The sequence below is a fragment of the Paraburkholderia acidiphila genome (assembly GCF_009789655.1).
GTDB lineage: Bacteria > Pseudomonadota > Gammaproteobacteria > Burkholderiales > Burkholderiaceae > Paraburkholderia > Paraburkholderia acidiphila.
Genome location: NZ_CP046909.1, coordinates 1016643 through 1036139, shown reverse-complemented (window position 1 = coordinate 1036139; position 19497 = coordinate 1016643). Strand labels below are relative to the sequence as shown.

The following is a 19497-nucleotide window of genomic DNA, read 5'->3' as shown; positions in this document are numbered from 1 at the left end:
CTCCGCTCGGTATTACTGTGACAGCGGCAGTTTCGACACTGCGACGTGGGAGAGGAGGTTTTCCACGGAAACGTGCATCACATCGGTAAAGGGCTTCGGGTAGATGCCCATGAAAAGCGTAAACAGCGCGAGCACCGCAAGCATGAAGTATTCGCGACCGTTGATGTCCTTCAGCTCGCGAACGTGGTCGTTCGCGATGGCGCCGAAGTACACCCGCTTGTACATCCACAACGTATAGGCCGCACCCAGGATCAGCGTGAACGCCGCCCCGAAAGCGATCCAGAAGTTGTACTTCACGGCCGCCAGAATCACCATGAATTCGCCGACGAATCCAGAGGTGCCCGGCAGACCGCAGTTGGCCATGGCAAACAGCATGACCAGCGCCGCGAACTTCGGCATGGTGTTGACCACACCGCCGTAGTCCGCGATATCACGTGTATGCATACGGTCATACAGCACACCGATGCACAGGAACATCGCGCCCGAGACGAAGCCGTGCGAGATCATCTGGATGATCCCGCCTTCCATCGCGAGCTGGCTCGACGGGCCGAACATAAAGAAGCCGAGCGTGACGAAGCCCATGTGGGCGATCGACGAGTACGCGACCAGCTTTTTCATGTCCGACTGCACCATCGCCACGAGGCCGATGTAGATCACGGCGATCAAGGACAGCGTGATGATGACCGGCGCCAGGTAGTGGCTCGCGTCCGGCGTGACCGGCAGCGAGAAACGCAGGAAACCGTACGCGCCGAGCTTGAGCATGATTGCGGCCAGCACGACCGAACCGCCCGTCGGCGCTTCAACGTGCGCGTCCGGCAACCACGTGTGGACCGGCCACATCGGCACCTTGACGGCGAACGCGAAGAAGAACGCGACGAACAGCAGGATTTGCGGCGTCATGGCGATCTTCGCGGCCTGCCAGGTAGCGAGGTCGAAGGTCCCGGTAATGCGGTACAGGTACAGCAACGCGACCAGCATGAGCAGCGAGCCGGCCAGCGTGTAGAGAAAGAACTTGAACGCCGCATACACACGGTTCGGTCCGCCCCACACGCCGATGATGATGTACATCGGAATGAGCGTGGCTTCGAAGAACACGTAGAACAACAGGCCGTCGGCGGCGCAGAAAACGCCGATCATGATGCCCGACAGGATGAGGAACGACGCGTAATACTGCGCGACATTCTTCGTGATGACCTGCCAGCCCGCGATCACGACGATCACGGTGATGAGCGCCGTGAGCACGACGAACCACATCGCAATGCCGTCGACGCCCAGGTGATACGCAATATTGAACCGCTCGATCCAGACCGACTTCTCCTCGAACTGCAGCGAAGCCGTAGTCGTGTCGAAGCCCGTAACGAGCGGAATGGTGACGAGGAAACTAAGCACCGAACCGATGAGTGCGAGCCAGCGGTCCGCACTCGGGTTCCGACGGGAACCCACTACAAGAACGATGATGCCGAATACGATCGGCATCCAGATCGCAATACTGAGAATCGGAGTTGCGTGCATGCGTTTCCTCGCCTTATTTTGCCTTATTTGCCGCTGAGCGTTACAAACAGGGTAAGGAGGCCAAGCATGCCAATGATCATGGCAAATGCGTAGTGGTAGATATAGCCGGATTGCAGGAAACGAATGACAGTTGCAAACCAGCCGATAAACTTGGCGCTCCCGTTTACGACGCCGTCGATCACGACGACATCGCCCTCCTTCCACAGACCGCGACCGATAGCGACTGCTCCGCGAGCGAAGACGATTTCGTTGATCTTGTCGAGGTAATACGCGTTTGCCAGCAGCTTGTAGACCGGCGCGAACGTGCGCGACACGACGGTCGGCAGATCCGGGCGCTTCATGTAGAAGAACCACGCCACCACCACACCCGCGAGTGCGAGCCACACCGGCAGACCAGAGAACGCATGCGCGCCCATCGCGGCCCAGCCCTGGAATTCCTTGCCCATTTCCACGAGCGCATCGTGGTTCTCGCCAACGAAGATGACGTTCTGGAACGCCACGCCATGCGAGAAGAAGTCGCCGAAGAGCAGCGGCTGGATCGCGAACGCGCCGGCGATCACCGAAGGAATCGCAAGCAGAACGAGCGGTACCCAGATGACCCACGGCGACTCGTGCGGCACGTGCACGTGGTGTTCGTCGTGACCGTGGCCATGATCGCCGTGACCGTTGTGGGCTGCATTCGCCGCTTCGATCGCCATCGGCGATTCCGGATGCTTCGGACCGCGGAAGCGCTCTTCACCGTGGAACACGAGGAAGTACATACGGAACGAGTACAGCGCCGTAACGAACACGCTCGCCACCACTGCGAAGTACGCGAAGCCCGAACCCGGCAGGTGCGAGAGCTTCACGGCGTCGATGATCGAGTCCTTCGAGTAGAAGCCCGAGAAGAACGGCGTGCCGATCAGCGCGAGCGAACCGACGAGCGAAGTGATCCACGTGATGGGCATGTACTTGCGCAGGCCGCCCATGTTGCGCATGTCCTGGTCGTGGTGCATGCCGATGATGACCGAGCCCGCGCCAAGGAACAGCAGCGCCTTGAAGAACGCGTGCGTCATCAGGTGGAAGATCGCGACCGGGTAAGCCGACACGCCGAGTGCGACCGTCATGTAGCCGAGCTGCGAGAGCGTGGAGTACGCAACCACACGCTTGATGTCGTTCTGCACGACGCCAAGGAAGCCCATGAAGAGCGCGGTAATCGCACCGATCACGACGATAAACGAGAGCGCGGCTTCCGAAAGCTCGAACAGCGGCGACATGCGCGCGACCATGAAGATACCGGCCGTCACCATGGTTGCCGCGTGAATCAGCGCGGAAATCGGCGTCGGGCCTTCCATCGAGTCCGGGAGCCAGACGTGCAGCGGGAACTGCGCCGACTTACCCATCGCGCCGATGAACAGGCAGATACACGCAGCGGTGAGCAGGTTCCACGAGGTGCCCGGGAACGTCAGCGCGGCGAGTTCATGACCCTTCGCGAAGATGTCGTTGTAGTTCAGCGAGCCGCCGTACGCGAGCAGGAGACCGATGCCCAGCAGGAAGCCGAAGTCGCCCACGCGGTTCACGAGGAACGCCTTCATGTTCGCGTAGATGGCGCTTTCACGCTTGAAGTAGAAGCCGATCAGCAGGTACGAGACGAGACCCACCGCTTCCCAACCGAAGAACAGCTGCAGGAAGTTGTTGCTCATCACGAGCATCAGCATCGAGAACGTGAAGAGCGCGATGTACGAGAAGAAGCGCTGGTAGCCCTCTTCTTCCGCCATGTAGCCGATCGTGTAGATGTGGACCATCAGCGACACGAAGGTCACGACGACCATCATGAGCGCAGTCAACGAGTCGATCAGGAAGCCGACTTCGAACTTCAGGCCGCCTACCGACATCCATTCGTAGATCGTCGCGTTGAAGCTCGCACCGCCCATCACGTCGAACAACGTGATGCACGACAGCACGAACGCAATCGCGACGCCAAGAATGGTCACCGTATGCGCGCCCGCGCGCCCGACCGTTTTGCCGAACAAACCGGCAATGAGAGAACCGGCGAGAGGCGCCAGCGGGATCGCCAGCAATAAGGTTTCGTTGAGTGTTGTTGCCATAGCAGCCTGCCTTAGCCTTTGAGCTGATCGAGGTCCTCGACGTTGATCGTGTCGAGGCTGCGGAACAGAGTCACAAGAATAGCCAGACCAATCGCGGCTTCCGCTGCCGCAACAGTTAGCACGAAGAACACGAAAATCTGTCCGTGAACGTCACCGAGATAATGCGAGAACGCGACGAAGTTCGTGTTCACCGCTAACAGCATCAGCTCAATCGCCATCAGGATGATGATGACGTTGCGCCGATTCAAAAAGATTCCGACGATCGAGATCGCAAAGAGGATCGCGCCGAGGACGAGGTAATGGGCCAGTGTCAACATGGTTCGCTCCTTCGCGCTTAGCTCTTGGTTGCCGGTGCAGCCGCGGGCGCAGCTGCCGCGCCTGCCGCGGGCGCAGCCCCGGCTTCCGCTTGCGCCGGTTCCGCCGGCTCCGGCACTTCCACGACGGCCTGCATCTTCACGAGGCGCACGCGGTCCTGGCGACGCACGGCGACCTGCTTCGACACGTTCTGGCGCTTCGAGTCCTTCGGCTCGCGCACAGTCAGCGCGATAGCCGCGACGATCGCCACCAGCAGCACGAGGCCGGCGACTTCGAAGGCGAAGATGTAGTCGGTGTAGATGATCTTGCCGATCAGGTGCGCGTTCGAGATCGCGGCGGCGGCAGCCGGCGTGGTGTCGGGCACCGGCGTGCTCGTCGCGCCGTAGCCGTGCCACAGGATCAGCGCGGTTTCGATCACGATGATCGCGCCCACGATGGTCGCCACGGGGATGAAGCGCTTGAAGTCGCGGCTCAGCACGTCGATGTTGATGTCCAGCATCATCACCACGAACAGGAACAGCACCATCACCGCGCCCACGTAGACGAGCACCAGCAGGATCGCGAGGAATTCGGCCTCGAGCAGCATCCAGATCGCGGCCGCGTTGAAGAACGCGAGCACGAGGAAGAGCGCAGACGCGACAGGATTGCGCGAAGTGATCACCTTCAGCCCTGACAGCGTGAGCAGCAGCGCGAAGATGTAGAACAGGACGGTCGTGAATTCCATGATTACTGGTTCATCGTTGAGGCCTTCGTGAAGCGGATTGCGCGACGCAGACTGGCGGCCAGACCAGGGAGCGTTGCGCCGCGGCGGTCGGGCTGCGGTAAAGCGCGGGCGTTCGGCACACGCGTTCCCCACAGCCGGCCCGGACCGCGGGCCGATGCAGCGTCAAACTGAAAGATCAACGGTACGGTGCATCCGCTGCCTTGTTCGCCGCGATCTGCGCTTCATAGCGATCGCCAACGGCCAGCAGCATATCCTTCGTGAAATACAGATCGCCGCGCTTCTCGCCGTGATACTCGAGAATGTGCGTTTCGACGATCGAGTCGACCGGGCAGCTCTCTTCGCAGAAACCACAGAAGATGCACTTGGTCAGGTCGATGTCGTAACGTGTCGTGCGGCGCGTGTTGTCCTCGCGCACTTCCGATTCGATCGTGATCGCGAGCGCGGGGCACACGGCCTCGCACAGCTTGCACGCGATGCAGCGCTCTTCGCCATTTTCATAGCGGCGCAGCGCGTGCAGACCGCGAAAACGCGGGGAAATAGGCGTCTTTTCTTCCGGGAATTGCACCGTGAACTTGCGCTTGAACGTGTAACGACCCGTCAGCGCGAGGCCCTTGAGCAACTCGGTCAGGAAAAACGTCTTAAAGAAGTTTTGGATAGCGTTCATGGTTGTGTTCGCCCCTTATTTCCAGATGCTCAACGGCGACATGTACCAGAAGCCGACTACGATCAGCCATACGATGCACACCGGAATGAACACTTTCCAGCCGAGACGCATGATCTGGTCATAGCGATAACGCGGGAACGTCGCGCGGGCCCAGATGAAAATCGACAGCAGGCAGAAGACCTTCAGCACGAGCCAGAACACGCCCGGGATGAAGTCGAGGAACGCGAACGGGGCGCTCCAGCCGCCAAGGAACAGCACCGAGGCGAGCGCCGAGATCACGATCATGTTGATGTACTCGGCGAGGAAGAACAGCGCGAACGCCATACCCGAGTAATCGATCATGTGACCCGCGACGATTTCCGACTCCCCTTCCACCACGTCGAACGGGTGACGGTTCGTTTCGGCGATGCCCGAGATGAAGTAGACGACGAACATCGGCAACAGCGGCAGCCAGTTCCACGAGAGGAACGTGATGCCCCAGTTTGCGAACATGCCGCGCATCTGGCCTTCGACGATCACCGAAAGATTCAGGCTGCCCGACACCATCAGCACGACGACGAGCGCGAAGCCCATCGAAATTTCGTACGAAACCATCTGCGCCGCGGCGCGCATGGCGCCGAGGAACGCGTACTTCGAGTTCGAGGCCCAGCCCGCGAGAATCACGCCGTAGACGCCGATCGACGAGATCGCCATCGCGTAGAGCAGGCCCGCGTTGATGTCGCCGAGCACCGCGCCCGCCTGGAACGGAATCACCGCCCAGACCGCGAAGGCCGGCACCACCACCATGATCGGCGCGACCATGTAGATCCAGCGGCTTGCCTGCGCGGGCTGAATCACTTCCTTCAGAAGCAGCTTCAGCACGTCGGCGATCGGCTGCAACAGACCTGCCGGGCCCACGCGGTTCGGACCGAGACGCACGTGCATCCAGCCGATCAGCTTGCGCTCCCAAAGGATCAGGTACGCGACGCACAGCAGGATCACCACTGCGACGACGAGAATGCGCACCAGCGCCCACACGGTGGGCCATGCCACGCCGAGCAGCTGGCTGCCGCCTGCATTGATCGTTTCGAACAAGCTCATTTACGCCTTCTCCACCAGCAGTTCACCGAACAGGCTGCCGAGTTGCGCACCGGCCGGCGTCGCCGCCGACACGCGCACCACCGTCGGCGCAAGATTCGCATCGCGCGTTGCAGGCGCCGTAACCGACAGGTCGCCCTGGCGCACGCGCACGGCGTCGCCTTCCTTCAGGCCGAGCTGGTCGAAGTATGTCGCCGGCAGGCCGATGGCGTTCGCCACGCGGGCAGCCGTGGTGAGCTGCAGCGCTTCGCCGCGGCGCACGATGTGATCGGCGTGGTAAATCGGCACGTCGGCGATGCGCTCGAAGCGGCCTTCCGCGGCTTTCGCGAGGCGGCCGCGCGCAATCGTGGCGCTGGCCTTGTTCGACAGACGGCCTTCGAAGCTGCCATCGCCCATCGCCTTGCGGCGCACTTCTTCAGCCGTGTCGTACTCGAAGCCCTTCGCGCCCAGCAGCGTGCCGAGCACGCGCAGGACCTTCCATGCCGGACGCGTGTCGCCGAGCGGGCGCACGACGCCGTTGAACGTCTGAGCCGTGCCTTCGGCGTTGATGAACGTACCCGAGGTTTCCGTGTACGGCGCGATCGGCAGCAGCACGTCGGCGTAGTCGAGGCCCGTCTTGTACGGCGAGAACACGGCGACCATTTCGGCCTGCGCGAGCGCGGCGCGCGCGGCTGCCGGGTTTGCCGTATCGAATTCCGGCTCGACGTTGAAGAGCAGATAGCCCTTGCGCGGCTGCTCGAACGCTTCGCGTGCGTTCAGGCCGTCGCGGCCCGGCAGTGCGCCGGCAATGTGCGCGCCAACCGTGTTGGCCGCTTCCGTGAGGAAGCCAAGCGTCGCGCCCGTCGTTTCGGCGATGAACTGCGCGGCTGCGTGCAGGCGCGAGAATTCCGGATGCTGAACCGCGACGTTGCCAAGCAGCACGTAGCGGCGCTCACCGCTTGCGAGCGATGCGGCGACCTGCTTCGCGGCGTCGGTAGCCTGTGCGCCTGCGAAGCCTTCCGGCACCGCAACGCCCTTTGCCTCAGCAACAGCCGCTGCGATCGCAGCGAGTTCGTCGAGCCATGCCGAGGGCGCGGCGACGATGCGCTGCGCGTTCGGGATCAGCGAGCCGTCAGCGGTGGCTTGCAGGAAGCTGATCTGTGCACCGCCCTTCGCGGCCTGACGCAGACGCGCGGCGAACAGCGCGTGGTCGCGGCGCAGGAACGAGCCGATCACGAACGCCGAGTCGGCGTACGAGAGTTCCGCGATCTTGGTGCCGAGCCACGGCGCGCCTTCGAGCGGCGCCGAGAAGTCGCTCTGGCGCAGACGGAAGTCGACGTTCGGCGTGCCGATCGCATCCGCGAACTGCTTCGCGAGATAGAGTTCTTCGAGCGTGCTGTGCGGGCTCGCGAGCAGCGCGAGCTGGTTCTCGCCGTGCTCGTCGCAAATGCCCTTGATGCCCTTCACGACGTATTCGAGCGCGGTCTGCCAGTCGGTCTCGATCCACTCGCCGCCCTGCTTGATCATCGGGCGCGTGAGACGGTCTTCGCTGTTCAGGCCTTCGTACGAGAAGCGGTCCTTGTCCGAGATCCAGCATTCGTTGATGGATTCGTTCTCGAACGGCAGCACGCGCATCACGCGGTTGTTCTTCACCTGCACCACAAGGTTCGCACCCGTTGCATCGTGCGGGCTCACCGACTTGCGGCGCGACAGTTCCCATGTGCGTGCCGAGAAGCGGAACGGCTTGCTCGTGAGCGCGCCGACCGGGCACAGGTCGATCATGTTGCCCGACAGTTCCGAGTCGACCGTCTTGCCGACGAACGACGTGATTTCCGAGTGCTCGCCGCGGCCGAGCATGCCGAGCTCCATCACGCCGGCGATTTCGTCGCCGAAGCGCACGCAGCGCGTGCAGTGGATGCAGCGCGACATCTCTTCCATCGAGATGAGCGGCCCGACGTTCTTGTGGAACACCACGCGCTTCTCTTCGCTGTAGCGCGAGGCGGACTTGCCGTAACCAACGGCCAGATCCTGCAGCTGGCATTCGCCGCCCTGATCGCAGATCGGGCAGTCGAGCGGGTGGTTGATCAGCAGGAATTCCATCACGGCTTGCTGACCCTGCACGGCCTTGTCCGACATGGTGCGCACGACCATGCCTTGCGACACCGGCGTCGCGCACGCGGGCACGGCCTTCGGCATCTTCTCGACATCGACGAGACACATCCGGCAGTTGGCCGCGATGGAGAGCTTCTTGTGATAGCAGAAGTGCGGGATGTACGTGTCCACGCGCTGAGCAGCCTGGATCACCATGCTGCCCTCGGGCACCTGCACCGTCTTGCCGTCTATTTCAAGTTCAACCATGATGGTTAATCGTCCCTAACCTGTTACCGCTCAATTTCACAGCGGCATTCCCCGTTGCGTCGTGCTACGCCGTGATGTGCGCAACCCGGCACAACGCGCTGTCTTTCGCCTCTTAGGCGGCCACCGTTTCCGAGGCCGCGTGCGAGCCGGCATGACCGCCGACGAGACAACGCTTGTTGTGCACGTGATATTCGAATTCGTCCCAGTAGTGCTTGAGCATGCCGCGCACCGGCATGGCTGCCGCGTCGCCGAGCGCGCAAATCGTACGGCCCATGATGTTGCCCGCCACCGAGTTCAGCAGGTCCAGGTCTTCCTGGCGCCCCTCGCCGTGCTCGATACGGTTCACCACGCGATACAGCCAGCCCGTGCCTTCGCGGCACGGCGTGCACTGGCCGCACGACTCTTCGTAATAGAAGTACGAGAGACGCAGCAGTGAGCGCACCATGCAGCGCGTTTCGTCCATGACGATGACCGCGCCCGAACCGAGCATCGAGCCCTGCTTGGCGATGGAGTCATAGTCCATGTCCGTTTGCATCATCAGGTCGCCCGGAATGACCGGCGCCGACGAGCCGCCCGGAATCACGGCCTTCAGCTTCTTGCCGCCGCGCACGCCGCCGGCCAGCTCCATGAGCGTCGCGAACGGGGTGCCGAGCGGAATCTCGTAATTGCCCGGACGCTCCACGTCGCCCGAGATCGAGAAGATCTTCGTGCCGCCGTTGTTCGGCTTGCCGAGCTCCATGTACGTCTGCGGACCCACGGTCAGCAGGAACGGCACCGCGGCGAAGGTCTCGGTGTTGTTGATCGTCGTCGGCTTGCCGTACACGCCGAAGCTCGCCGGGAACGGCGGCTTGAAGCGCGGCTGGCCCTTCTTGCCTTCGAGCGACTCGAGCAGCGCGGTTTCCTCGCCGCAGATGTACGCGCCATAGCCATGGTGAGCGTGCAGCTGGAACGAGAAGTCCGTGCCAAGAATGTTGTCGCCGAGATAGCCGGCCTGGCGCGCTTCTTCCAGCGCAGCCTCGAAGCGGCGATACACCTCGAAAATTTCGCCGTGGATGTAGTTGTAGCCCACGGTGATGCCCATCGCGTACGCGCCGATGGCCATGCCTTCGATCACGCTATGCGGGTTCCAGCGCAGGATGTCGCGATCCTTGAACGTGCCCGGCTCGCCCTCGTCCGAGTTGCAGACGAGATATTTCTGCCCCGGGAACTGACGCGGCATGAAGCTCCACTTCAGGCCGGTGGGGAAGCCCGCACCGCCGCGGCCGCGCAGACCGCTTGCCTTCACGTCGGCGATCACCTGCTCGGGCGGAATCTTTTCTTCGAGAATACGGCGCAGCTGCTTGTAGCCGCCGCGCGCGACGTAGTCTTCGAGATGCCAGTTCTCGCCGTTGAGGCCCGCGAGGATCAGCGGTTTGATGTGACGGTCGTGCAACGAAGTCATTTCGAAAGCTCCTCGAGCAGCTGGTCGATCTTCGCGCGGCTCATGAAGCTGCACATGCGGTGATTGTTCACGAGCATCACCGGTGCATCGCCGCACGCGCCCATGCACTCACCTTCTTTCAAGGTGAACTTGCCGTCGGGCGTGGTTTCGCCGAAGTCGATACCGAGCTTCTGCTTCAGGTATTCGGCGGCGCTCTCCGAGCCGCCTTCCGGGCCGAGCTGGCACGGCAGATTCGTGCAGAGCGTGATCTTGTGCTTGCCGACGGGCCGCGTCTCGAACATCGTGTAGAACGTGGCGACTTCCTGCACCGCGACAGGCGGCATGCCGATGTAGTCGGCCACGAACTGCATGATTTCGGGAGACAGCCAGCCGTGCTCTTCTTGAGCCACGGCCAAAGCCGCCATCACGGCGGACTGTCGCTGATCGGCGGGGTACTTCGTCAACGCGCGATCGATTTCTTTCAGGCCTTCAGCTGAGATCATTTTCAGACACGACTCTTTCAATTCCTACCGTTTCAATTCCCGCCACACAAACACCCGCCGCGCGTTAGCCAACCTGCTCGCTGCGACGGACGTGGCGTTCCCGGTATTTCGCAGTGCGCCCTTCTTGACCGGGCGCACTGGCAGTTTGCTGCTTAGCGATCAATCTCACCGAACACGATGTCCTGCGTGCCGATGATCGTGACCGCGTCGGCAATCATGTGGCCGCGCGCCATTTCATCGAGCGCGGACAGGTGGGCATAACCCGGCGCACGGATCTTCAGACGATAAGGCTTGTTCGCGCCATCTGACACCAGGTAGATGCCGAATTCACCCTTCGGATGTTCGACGGCAGCGTACGCCTCGCCTTCCGGCACGTGGAAGCCTTCCGTGAAGAGCTTGAAGTGGTGAATCAGCTCTTCCATGTTCGACTTCATGTTCACGCGCGAGGGCGGCGCAACCTTGTGATTGTCGATCATCACGGGGCCGGGATTCTTGCGCAGCCACTCAATGCACTGTTTCGCAATGCGAGTGGATTGGCGCATTTCTTCGACGCGCACGAGATAGCGGTCGTAGCAGTCGCCGTTCACGCCCACCGGAATGTCGAAGTCCATCTGGTCGTACACTTCGTACGGCTGCTTCTTGCGCAGATCCCACTCGATGCCCGAACCGCGCAGCATCGCGCCCGTGAGGCCGAGCTGCATGGCGCGCTCGGGGCTCACCACGCCGATGCCGACCAGACGCTGCTTCCAGATACGGTTGTCGGTGAGGAGCGTTTCGTACTCGTCGACGCAACCCGGGAAACGCGTGAAGAAGTCGTCGATGAAGTCCAGCACCGAACCCTGGCGCGCCTCGTTCATGCGGGCAAGCGCCTTCTCGTTGTGGATCTTCGAAGCCTTGTATTGCGGCATGGCGTCGGGCAGATCGCGATACACGCCGCCCGGACGATAGTAAGCCGCGTGCATGCGCGCGCCCGAGACCGCCTCGTAGACGTCCATCAGGTCTTCGCGCTCGCGGAACGCGTAGAGGAACACCGCCATCGCGCCGACGTCGAGCGCGTGCGAGCCGATCCACATGAGGTGGTTCAGCACGCGCGTGACTTCGTCGAACAGCACGCGGATGTACTTCGCGCGAATCGGCACTTCGATGCCGAGCAGCTTTTCGATCGCGAGCACATAGCCGTGCTCGTTGACCATCATCGACACGTAGTCGAGACGGTCCATGTACGGCACCGACTGGATGAACGTCTTGCTTTCAGCCAGCTTTTCCGTCGCGCGATGCAGCAGGCCGATGTGCGGATCGGCGCGCTGGATCACTTCGCCGTCGAGCTCGAGCACGAGGCGCAGCACACCGTGCGCTGCCGGGTGCTGCGGGCCGAAGTTGAGCGTGTAGTTCTTGATCTCTGACATGCGACCCTCTTAGTGTTTCTTCAGACCGCCGTAGCGATCTTCGCGAATCACACGCGGCGTGATCTCGCGCGGCTCGATCGTGACGGGCTGGTAGACCACGCGCTTCTGCTCCGGGTCGTAACGCATTTCGACATAGCCCGAAACCGGGAAGTCCTTGCGGAACGGGTGGCCGATGAAACCGTAGTCGGTCAGGATGCGGCGCAGGTCGGGGTGGCCTTCGAAGACGATGCCGAACAGGTCGAACGCTTCGCGCTCGTACCAGTTGGCCGAATTCCAGATCTCGACGAGCGAGGGCACGATCGGCACTTCGTCGTCCGGCGCGAACACGCGCAGACGCACGCGCCAGTTGTTCGCGAGGGAGAGCAGATGCGACACGGCGGCAAAGCGCGGGCCTTCCCACGCGCCGTCGCCGAAGGTCTGGTAGTCGACGCCGCACAGGTCGAGCAGTTGCTCGAAGCGCAGCGAGGGATTGTCGCGCAGCTCCTTGGCCACCGCGAGGGAATCGCCCGCCTTGACGACCAGCGTCAGCTCGCCGAGCGCCTCGGTGAGGCTGACGATGCGCGCGCCAAGGGCCGCTTCGAGGTTCGCTTTCAGGGTCTCGAGTTTGCTTGCCATATTGTGGGGAGGCACGCGGCCTTTATTGACGGGCGATGGTGCTGGTGCGGCGAATCTTCGCCTGCAACTGGATCACCCCGTAGACCAGGGCTTCCGCTGTCGGCGGGCATCCCGGCACATAGACGTCGACCGGCACGATGCGATCACAACCGCGCACGACCGAATACGAATAGTGGTAGTAGCCGCCGCCATTGGCGCACGACCCCATCGAAATGACCCAGCGCGGCTCGGCCATCTGGTCGTAGACCTTGCGCAGCGCGGGCGCCATCTTGTTGCAGAGCGTGCCGGCGACGATCATGACGTCCGACTGACGCGGGCTCGGACGAAACACCACGCCGAAACGGTCCAGGTCATAACGGGCCGCGCCCGCGTGCATCATCTCGACCGCGCAACACGCCAGCCCGAACGTCATTGGCCACAGCGAGCCAGTGCGCGTCCAGTTGATCAGCTTGTCAGCCGTGGTGGTGACAAACCCTTCCTTCAAGACCCCTTCGATACTCATGTGCTTTCCACTCCAGACGGACAGCCCACAGTTTCCCCGCAGTGCCGCCCATACAATCCGGCGATTAACCCATTATTCCCAGTCGAGACCGCCCTTCTTCCAGATGTAGGCAAAGCCCAGCAGGAATTCGAGCAGAAACAGCATCATCGACAGGAAACCCGGCCAGCCGATATCGCGCAGGGCCACGCCCCACGGAAACAGGAACGCCGTTTCGAGGTCGAAGATGATGAAAAGAATGGCGACCAGGTAGTAGCGTACGTCGAACTTCATTCGAGCGTCTTCGAAGGCTTCGAAGCCGCATTCGTACGGCGAATTCTTTTCGCTGTCTGGCCGGTTGGGACCGAGGACCTTGCCGATCGTCACTAGCGCTATGCCCAGACCAACACCCACGAGGAGGAACAGAAGGACGGGGAAATAGGCAGCGAGGTTCAAGGCTATCCTCTATATCGGTTGGTTCTGAGGTTCCGCTGGAACTTGCATCGCTCCGCGGGAATCACTTCACGTACTTCGCGCTGCGAACAGAAAACGAACACGACGTAAGAAGCAAAAATGCCAGCCGAAGCTGAAGCAAGCGGCTGGCATTTTTTAGATAACATTGGTGCCGACGGCGAGACTCGAACTCGCACAGCTTTCGCCACTACCCCCTCAAGATAGCGTGTCTACCAATTTCACCACGTCGGCACTGCATGCAATCCGGGACAACAATTATTGCAACCCGCGAATCGCTTCAAGACTTAAATTCTAACTTGTTTCCGTTTGTTGTTCAACGCACAAAACAAGTTTTTCAAATTTATTTCGGTACGTCGTTGCCGGGTTGCGAGGCTGCCGCAGGCGAGGCCGCCGCCGGAGCGGATGCGCCAGGAGCAGGTGCAACCGGCGCCGAAACAGCCGGCGCCGAAGCTACGACCGGGGCTGGAACCGAAGCGCCAAGCACGCCCGCCGAAGGCTTCGCATGATACGACCCCAGGTAAGTTAACGCAAGGGTCGATACGAAAAACACCGTTGCGAGAACTGCAGTAGTACGCGAAAGGAAGTTCGCGGAACCGCTCGCGCCGAACAGGCTGCCCGACGCGCCGCTGCCAAAAGCAGCGCCCATGTCCGCGCCTTTGCCGTGCTGCAGCAAGACGAGGCCGATCACCCCGAGCGCCGACAGAAGCTGGACGACGATAATCAACGTTTTCAAATACAGCATCACACTCACCTGAGTCCTGGTTGAATGCCCGCCCCTGCTGGGGCAGACGCATAAGCAGCCCGCACGACGCGCTTCATCTCGAACGCTTCGTGCGCAAGCCTTTAGCTCGCGACACTGGCGCCCGCCGTGGCGGCCGCGCAGATCGCAAGGAAATCACCCGCTTTGAGCGAAGCACCGCCGATCAGGCCACCGTCGATGTCGGCCTGACGGAAGAGCTCCGCCGCATTTTCCGGCTTCACGCTGCCGCCGTAGAGCAGCGGCACGTCCGCCACTTGCGCGCCCTTGGCAGCGAGGCGCGCGCGCAGGAATGCATGCATCTGCTGGGCCTGCTCCGAGCTTGCGCTCTTGCCCGTGCCGATCGCCCAGACGGGCTCATAAGCGACGACGATACGCGCCGCCTCTTCAACCGACAGCACGGCCAGCACCGCATCGATCTGCGCACCCACCACGCGCTCAGTCGCACCCGATTCGCGCTCTTCGAGCGTCTCGCCCACACAGACGATAGGCGTGAGGCCTGCCGCCAGCGCGCGCTGCGTCTTCACGGCGACGAGTTCGGAGCTTTCGCCGTGGTAAGCGCGGCGCTCCGAGTGGCCAACGATCGCAAAAGCGGATTCGAAGTCGGCAACCATGCCTGCCGCGACCTCGCCCGTATAGGCGCCCTGCTCGTGCGCCGAAACGTCCTGCGCGCCCCACTGAACCCGGCTGCCGCCGAGCAGCGCCTGCGCCTGCGCGAGATACGGAAACGGCACGCACACACCAACATGCACGTCCGGGGGCAGCGCCTGCGCGCCTCGTGCAACGCCTTCCAGCAGTGCTGCATTGGCCGCGAGGCGGCCGTGCATCTTCCAGTTACCGACTACGAGCTTCGATCGTTGTTTCGTCATTGTTCCGGTTGCTGTTAAAAGCGGACGCAAAACACATAATTTTACTGCGTGAAATCCAGGCGGGTCAAACAACCCCGCCTGCGAGACACAAAAAAGACGCGAAAAAAGTCCCGAAAAATCAAGCGCGAGCGATTCGCCCGCGCCGATGCGCCGTCAGGCCGCGCCGCTCCAGTCGAGCATGATCTTGCCGATATGCTCGCTGCTCTCCATCAACGCATGGGCTTCGGCAGCCTGCGCGGCGGGAAATACACGGAACACGACGGGTTTGATGCGACCCTCTTCGATCAGGGGCCAGACCTTCGCCTTGAGCTCCTGGGCAATCTGCGCCTTGAATTCCACAGAGCGCGCACGCAGCGTCGAACCGGTCACCGTGAGGCGGCGGCGCAGGATCTCGCCCATGTTGAGTTCGGCCTTGGAGCCGCCGAGCGTCGCGATCAGCACGATTCGGCCACCGGTTGCGAGGGCGGAAAGCTCGCGCGCCACATAGCCGCCGGCGACCATGTCGAGAATCACGTCCACGCCGCGGTCGTTCGTGAGCGCCTTCACGACTTCCACGAAATCGCTGGTGCGGTAGTTGATGGCGCGATCGGCGCCAAGCGCCTCACAGGCGTGACACTTGTCGTCCGAACCCGCGGTGGCGAACACGCGAAAGCCAAGGGCGTGCGCGATCTGGATCGCCGTCACGCCGATGCCGCTCGAGCCGCCCTGCACGAGCAGCGTCTCGTTTTCGCCGCCCTCGCCCTGGCCGAGATAGGCGCGCTGGAACACATTGCTCCAGACCGTGAAGAAGGTTTCGGGCAGCGAGGCCGCCTCGACGTCCGTGAGCCCCTTGGGCACCGGCAGGCATTGCCCGAGCGGTGCGACCGCGTATTCGGCGTAACCGCCGCCCGCAATCAGCGCGCACACGCGATCGCCAATCTTCAGCCCGAACGGATTGTTCTTCTCATCGATCGAGCCGCCGACGATCTCGCCCGCCACCTCGAGCCCCGGCAGGTCGGAAATGCCCGGCGGCGGCGCGTACGAGCCCTTGCGCTGGAACACGTCAGGACGGTTCACGCCCGAGGCGCTCACCTTGATCAGCACTTCGCCGGCCTTCGGCTCAGGGGTTGGCCGTTCGGCCAGCTTGAGCACGTCCGGCGCACCGAATTCCGTAATCTCGACTGCCTTCATCTCGCGTCTCCTCTGCGCCTCGCGCCCCGGTCTCTGCGCCCCGCCTGGGCGCCTCCGTCTGAATGGCGCTGCGCACGCGACACGATTGCCGCGTGCGCACTGCCATTCACCCTCATTGTCATGAAAAACGGCCGGCGCGTTTTGCACGCTGCCGGCCGTTGGAGCTTACTGCTTTACTGCTGCGGCTCGCCCTGCGGTGCGCCACCCGCTTGCTCGTTGAGCAGCGCCTTGGCGGACAGGCGCACGCGGCCCTTCTCGTCCGTCTGGATGACCTTGACCTTCACGATCTGGCCTTCCTTCAGATAGTCGTTGATGTCCTTGATACGCTCGTTGGCGATCTCGGAGATGTGCAGCAGACCATCCTTGCCCGGCAGCAGGTTCACGATCGCGCCGAAGTCCAGCAGCTTGAGAACCGCGCCTTCGTACACCTGGCCCACTTCGATTTCGGCCGTGATGTTCTCGATGCGCTTCTTCGCTTCGGCCATGCCTTCGCTCGACGTCGAAGCGATGGTCACGACGCCGTCGTCCGAAATGTCGATCGTCGTGCCGGTTTCTTCCGTCAGCGCGCGGATCACCGAACCGCCCTTGCCGATCACGTCGCGGATCTTTTCCGGGTTGATCTTGATGGTGATCATGCGCGGAGCGTAAGCCGACAGCTCCGTGTTCACGCCCGACACCGCCGAGGTCATCTTGCCGAGGATGTGCATACGGCCTTCCTTCGCTTGCGCGAGGGCGACCTGCATGATTTCCTTCGTGATGCCCTGGATCTTGATGTCCATCTGCAGCGCGGTCACGCCAGCTTCCGTACCCGCCACCTTGAAGTCCATGTCGCCGAGGTGATCTTCGTCGCCGAGGATGTCGGTCAGCACGGCGAACTTGTTGCCTTCGAGGATCAGGCCCATCGCGATACCCGCGACGTGCGCCTTCATCGGCACGCCGGCGTCCATCAGCGCGAGGCAGCCGCCGCACACCGAAGCCATCGACGACGAACCGTTCGACTCGGTGATTTCCGAGACCACGCGGATCGAGTAGCCGAACTCTTCGGCGCTCGGCAGGCACGCGACGAGCGCGCGCTTCGCGAGACGGCCGTGGCCGATTTCACGGCGCTTGGGCGAGCCAACACGGCCCGTTTCGCCGGTCGCGAACGGGGGCATGTTGTAGTGGAGCATGAAGCGGTCGCGGTACTCGCCTTCGAGCGCGTCGATGATCTGCTCGTCGCCCTTGGTGCCGAGCGTCGCCACGACCAGCGCCTGCGTTTCGCCGCGCGTGAACAGCGCCGAACCGTGGGTGCGCGGCAGGACGCCCGTGCGGATCTCGATCGGACGCACGGTGCGCGTGTCGCGGCCGTCGATACGCGGCTCGCCGTTCAGGATCTGCGAGCGGACGATCTTCGCTTCGAGGTCGAACACGATGTTGCCGACCGTGGCCTTGTCGGCCGCCGTCGTGCCGGCCGCAGCCGCTTCTTCTTCGAGCTTGGCCGACGTGGCTGCGTAGACTTCCTTCAGCTTGGTCGAGCGTTGTTGCTTGTCGCGCAGCTGGTACGCGGCGAGCAGGCTGTCGTTGGCGATAGCCGTGACGCGCGCGATGAGCGCTTCGTCCTTCGGCGCCGGCGTCCAGTCCCACTCGGGCTTGCCGCCGTCGCGCACCAGTTCGTGGATCGCGTCGATGGCCGTTTGCATCTGCTCGTGGCCGAACACGACCGCGCCGAGCATCACGTCTTCCGGCAGCTGGTCGGCTTCCGATTCCACCATCAGCACGGCACGCTCGGTACCGGCCACCACGAGGTCGAGGCGCGATTCCTTGATCTGCGCGCGCGTCGGGTTCAGCACGTACTCGTTGTTGATGTAGGCCACGCGTGCGGCGCCGACCGGGCCGTTGAACGGCAGACCCGAGATGGCCAGCGCAGCCGACGCGCCGATCAGCGCGGGGATGTCAGCCGGGACTTCCGGGTTGATCGACAGGACGTGGATCACGACCTGGACTTCGTTGTAATAGCCTTCCGGGAACAGCGGACGCAGCGGACGGTCGATCAGGCGCGAGATCAGCGTCTCGCCTTCCGACGGACGGCCTTCGCGGCGGAAGAAACCGCCCGGGATCTTGCCGGCCGAATAGGTCTTTTCGATGTAGTCGACGGTGAGCGGGAAGAAGTCCTGACCCGGCTTGGCGGTCTTCGCGCCGACAACGGTCGCGAGCACGACGGTGTCTTCGACGTCGACGATGACAGCACCGCTGGCCTGACGGGCGATCTCACCCGTTTCGAGGCGCACGTTGTGCTGGCCCCATTTGAATTCCTTCACGACTTTATTGAACATGGTCATGGTCACTCACTCCTTACTCATTTGTTATGCGCCGCCCGCACACGCGGACGACGCGGCAAGACAGGCTCCGGCACCGCGCAGGAAGAGGAGTGTTATGCCATTCCAGCGAATCGCGTAGTGGCAACACCGTTGCGGCGTATCGCCGCTCACGATCTGCTGGAATGACACAAAGCTCTGCCCCGAGGCCCGGCCCTGCTGCTTGTACTGCTGGTGCTACGTGGTGTTGCCTGATGTCTTGAACGGTGTTGATCGCATCAAGGCAACTCGAAAAGCAGCATGAAGCGCACCGTTCAAAAACAAAATGCCTGCATCAGTGGAACTGACACAGGCATCTTTGCGGAAGACCTTCCGATTACTTACGCAGACCCAGCTTTTCGATCAGCGCGCGGTAACGGTCGGCGTCCTTGCCCTTCAGGTAGTCGAGCAGCTTGCGGCGGCGGCTCACCATGCGCAGCAGACCACGGCGGCTGTGGTGATCCTTCGCGTGCGACTTGAAGTGCGAGGTCAGTTCGTTGATACGCGACGTCAGGAGCGCAACCTGAACTTCGGGCGAACCCGTGTCATTGGTGCCGCGCGCGAATTGCGCGACGACGTCGGACTTCTTGATATCTGCTACGGACATTTTGCTTTTCCTTTAAAACAAACGAGCGGTCACGGAAGAAAGGCCGTGCCGTGGCTTGGTTCTAACTACTGATTGCTTGCCGCAGGTTTTGCGACAAGGCGCGTATTGTAGCACAGCCCCGTTTTGCCGCGAACCCGCTTGTAAGGCGC

The 19497-nt window shown here is 62.4% G+C and carries 18 protein-coding genes and 1 tRNA gene; all 19 read right to left on the bottom strand.

From position 1 onward, the window contains the following. Positions 1–12: 12 nt before the first annotated feature. The 19 genes from FAZ97_RS04625 to rpsO all read right to left on the bottom strand — a co-directional run bounded on the left by FAZ97_RS04625 (position 13) and on the right by rpsO (position 19348). Positions 13–1512: an NADH-quinone oxidoreductase subunit M gene (locus FAZ97_RS04625; RefSeq protein WP_158757393.1), complete on the bottom strand. Its 1500-nt coding sequence runs from the start codon at positions 1510–1512 to the stop codon at positions 13–15. A gap of 23 nt (positions 1513–1535) precedes the next feature. Next, entirely contained in the window at positions 1536–3599 is a 2064-nt protein-coding gene (nuoL, locus tag FAZ97_RS04620) for an NADH-quinone oxidoreductase subunit L (RefSeq protein WP_158757392.1), read from the bottom strand. An 11-nt stretch (positions 3600–3610) separates the two neighbouring features. Further along, positions 3611–3916, bottom strand: a complete 306-nt coding sequence (gene nuoK / locus FAZ97_RS04615) for an NADH-quinone oxidoreductase subunit NuoK (protein WP_006052894.1) — start codon at positions 3914–3916, stop codon at positions 3611–3613. Between the two features lie 17 nt (positions 3917–3933). After that, positions 3934–4638 (bottom strand): NADH-quinone oxidoreductase subunit J, encoded by a 705-nt coding sequence (locus tag FAZ97_RS04610; RefSeq protein WP_158757391.1) that lies wholly within the window; start codon positions 4636–4638, stop codon positions 3934–3936. Between the two features lie 175 nt (positions 4639–4813). Next, positions 4814–5302, bottom strand: coding sequence for an NADH-quinone oxidoreductase subunit NuoI (gene nuoI, locus FAZ97_RS04605; protein ID WP_069265275.1), 489 nt, complete (start codon positions 5300–5302; stop codon positions 4814–4816). 15 nt (positions 5303–5317) lie between these two features. Continuing rightward, positions 5318–6382 (bottom strand): NADH-quinone oxidoreductase subunit NuoH, encoded by a 1065-nt coding sequence (gene nuoH / locus FAZ97_RS04600; protein WP_158757390.1) that lies wholly within the window; start codon positions 6380–6382, stop codon positions 5318–5320. Continuing rightward, on the bottom strand, positions 6383–8716 hold the full coding sequence (gene nuoG, locus FAZ97_RS04595) for an NADH-quinone oxidoreductase subunit NuoG (RefSeq protein ID WP_158757389.1): 2334 nt from the start codon (positions 8714–8716) through the stop codon (positions 6383–6385). A 112-nt stretch (positions 8717–8828) separates the two neighbouring features. Continuing rightward, entirely contained in the window at positions 8829–10157 is a 1329-nt protein-coding gene (nuoF, locus tag FAZ97_RS04590; RefSeq protein ID WP_158757388.1) for an NADH-quinone oxidoreductase subunit NuoF, read from the bottom strand. After that, positions 10154–10639, bottom strand: a complete 486-nt coding sequence (gene nuoE, locus FAZ97_RS04585; RefSeq protein ID WP_158757387.1) for an NADH-quinone oxidoreductase subunit NuoE — start codon at positions 10637–10639, stop codon at positions 10154–10156. Before nuoE ends, nuoF begins: the two co-directional genes overlap by 4 nt. 152 nt (positions 10640–10791) lie before the next feature. Continuing rightward, positions 10792–12045: an NADH-quinone oxidoreductase subunit D gene (locus FAZ97_RS04580; protein ID WP_133182092.1), complete on the bottom strand. Its 1254-nt coding sequence runs from the start codon at positions 12043–12045 to the stop codon at positions 10792–10794. A 9-nt stretch (positions 12046–12054) separates the two neighbouring features. Continuing rightward, on the bottom strand, positions 12055–12660 hold the full coding sequence (locus FAZ97_RS04575) for an NADH-quinone oxidoreductase subunit C (protein WP_158757386.1): 606 nt from the start codon (positions 12658–12660) through the stop codon (positions 12055–12057). Between the two features lie 22 nt (positions 12661–12682). Beyond that, a complete protein-coding gene (locus FAZ97_RS04570) occupies positions 12683–13162 on the bottom strand; it encodes a NuoB/complex I 20 kDa subunit family protein (RefSeq protein WP_027819582.1) in 480 nt (159 codons plus the stop codon). Positions 13163–13234: 72 nt separating this feature from the next. Further along, positions 13235–13594, bottom strand: coding sequence for an NADH-quinone oxidoreductase subunit A (locus FAZ97_RS04565; protein WP_028205678.1), 360 nt, complete (start codon positions 13592–13594; stop codon positions 13235–13237). A gap of 164 nt (positions 13595–13758) precedes the next feature. After that, positions 13759–13843: transfer RNA gene (locus FAZ97_RS04560), tRNA-Leu, on the bottom strand. Positions 13844–13952: 109 nt separating this feature from the next. Beyond that, a complete protein-coding gene (gene secG, locus FAZ97_RS04555) occupies positions 13953–14354 on the bottom strand; it encodes a preprotein translocase subunit SecG (protein WP_158757385.1) in 402 nt (133 codons plus the stop codon). 101 nt (positions 14355–14455) lie between these two features. Further along, positions 14456–15238 (bottom strand): triose-phosphate isomerase, encoded by a 783-nt coding sequence (gene tpiA, locus FAZ97_RS04550; RefSeq protein WP_158757384.1) that lies wholly within the window; start codon positions 15236–15238, stop codon positions 14456–14458. A gap of 153 nt (positions 15239–15391) precedes the next feature. After that, complete coding sequence (locus tag FAZ97_RS04545; protein WP_158757383.1) at positions 15392–16408, bottom strand: NAD(P)H-quinone oxidoreductase; 1017 nt, start codon at positions 16406–16408, stop codon at positions 15392–15394. Positions 16409–16581: 173 nt separating this feature from the next. Continuing rightward, positions 16582–18726 carry a polyribonucleotide nucleotidyltransferase gene (gene pnp / locus FAZ97_RS04540; RefSeq protein WP_158757382.1) on the bottom strand — a complete coding sequence of 715 codons (2145 nt, stop codon included), beginning with the start codon at positions 18724–18726 and terminating at the stop codon, positions 16582–16584. A 352-nt stretch (positions 18727–19078) separates the two neighbouring features. After that, positions 19079–19348, bottom strand: coding sequence for a 30S ribosomal protein S15 (gene rpsO, locus FAZ97_RS04535; protein WP_042271770.1), 270 nt, complete (start codon positions 19346–19348; stop codon positions 19079–19081). Between the last annotated feature and the right edge of the window lie 149 nt (positions 19349–19497).